Annotated in this window: 1 protein-coding gene; it reads left to right on the top strand. The window is 58.7% G+C overall.

Annotated elements, in window-relative coordinates; translation table 11 throughout:
• Positions 1–42 precede the first annotated feature (42 nt).
• Positions 43–1,145 (top strand): IS3 family transposase gene (locus J1C52_RS14995; protein WP_227428733.1). Its coding sequence is split into 2 segments (ribosomal slippage): positions 43–304 and positions 304–1,145, totalling 1,104 coding nucleotides; the frame shifts between segments, so codons are not numbered across the junction.
• The last annotated feature ends 51 nt before the right edge of the window (positions 1,146–1,196 follow it).

The following is a 1,196-nucleotide window of genomic DNA, read 5'->3' as shown; positions in this document are numbered from 1 at the left end:
TTTTCCGCTAAGTTTTCCTGGCTGGGAAAGGAGCGGAATCGTATGAAGGCATCGAAGTTTACGGAAGCGCAGAAGGCGTTCATCCTGAAGCAGGGCGAGCAAGGCACACCTGTCGCGGAGATCTGCCGCAAGGCCGGGATCAGCCAGGCGACCTATTTCAACTGGAAGAAGAAGTATGGCGGTCTGCTGCCGGACGAGATGCGCCGGTTGAAGGCACTCGAGGACGAGAACACCCGACTTAAGAAGATCGTCGCCGACCTGACACTTGATCGTGAGATGCTTCAGGACGTCATTCGCCGAAAGCTCTGAAGCCTGGCCGTTTGCGCGAGATTGTCACCGGGATGTGCGTCGACTGGGGCGTGTCGATCCGGAAGGCCTGTGGGGCCATCTGTTTCGACACATCCACCTACCACTACAAGTCCCGGCGGACGGACCAGGCTGCCGTCGAGAGGCGGATCAAGGAGATCGCGGAGACGCGTGTGCGCTATGGCTACAGGCGCGTTCACGTGCTGTTGCGTCGCGAAGGATGGATGATCAACATGAAGAAGACCCGCAGAATTTACAATGAGTTGGGCCTGCAGCTCAGGAATAAGCACCCGAAACGGCGGGTGAAGGCGAAGCTGCGCGAAGACCGTCAGGAAGCCCTCGGACCAAACGATGTCTGGGCGATGGACTTCGTTCACGACCAGCTCGCCTTGGGCAAGAAGCTGCGTATCCTGACCATTGTCGACACGCACTCGCGCCTTTGTCCGGCGGCTGATCCGCGGTTCAGCTATCGGGGCGAAGATGTCGTTCGAACGCTCGAACGGGTCTGTGGGCAGATCGGCTATCCGAAGACAATACGAGTCGACAATGGCAGCGAATTTATCTCTCGCGACCTCGATCTCTGGGCCTATGCGAACCACGTCACGCTGGACTTCTCTCGGCCGGGAAAGCCCACAGACAACGGGTTCATCGAAGCCTTCAACAGCAAGCTGAGGGCCGAGTGCCTGAACGCGCACTGGTTCATGAGCCTTGCAGATGCCCGCGAAAAGCTGGAGGATTGGCGTAGGCACTACAACGAGGACAGACCCCACAGCGCGATCGGGTACAACGTCCCGATTGCCATGCACTATCCCGATGGCGTCACCAGCCCGTCATCGTGAAAGAGCCGGAAAAATCCAGCTTCCGGCGGTCCAAGGTTGGGGAGCAGTGCA

The organism is Roseibaca sp. Y0-43 (assembly GCF_020667835.1).
Lineage (GTDB): Bacteria > Pseudomonadota > Alphaproteobacteria > Rhodobacterales > Rhodobacteraceae > Roseinatronobacter.
This window is presented reverse-complemented; position numbering and strand designations above follow the sequence as displayed.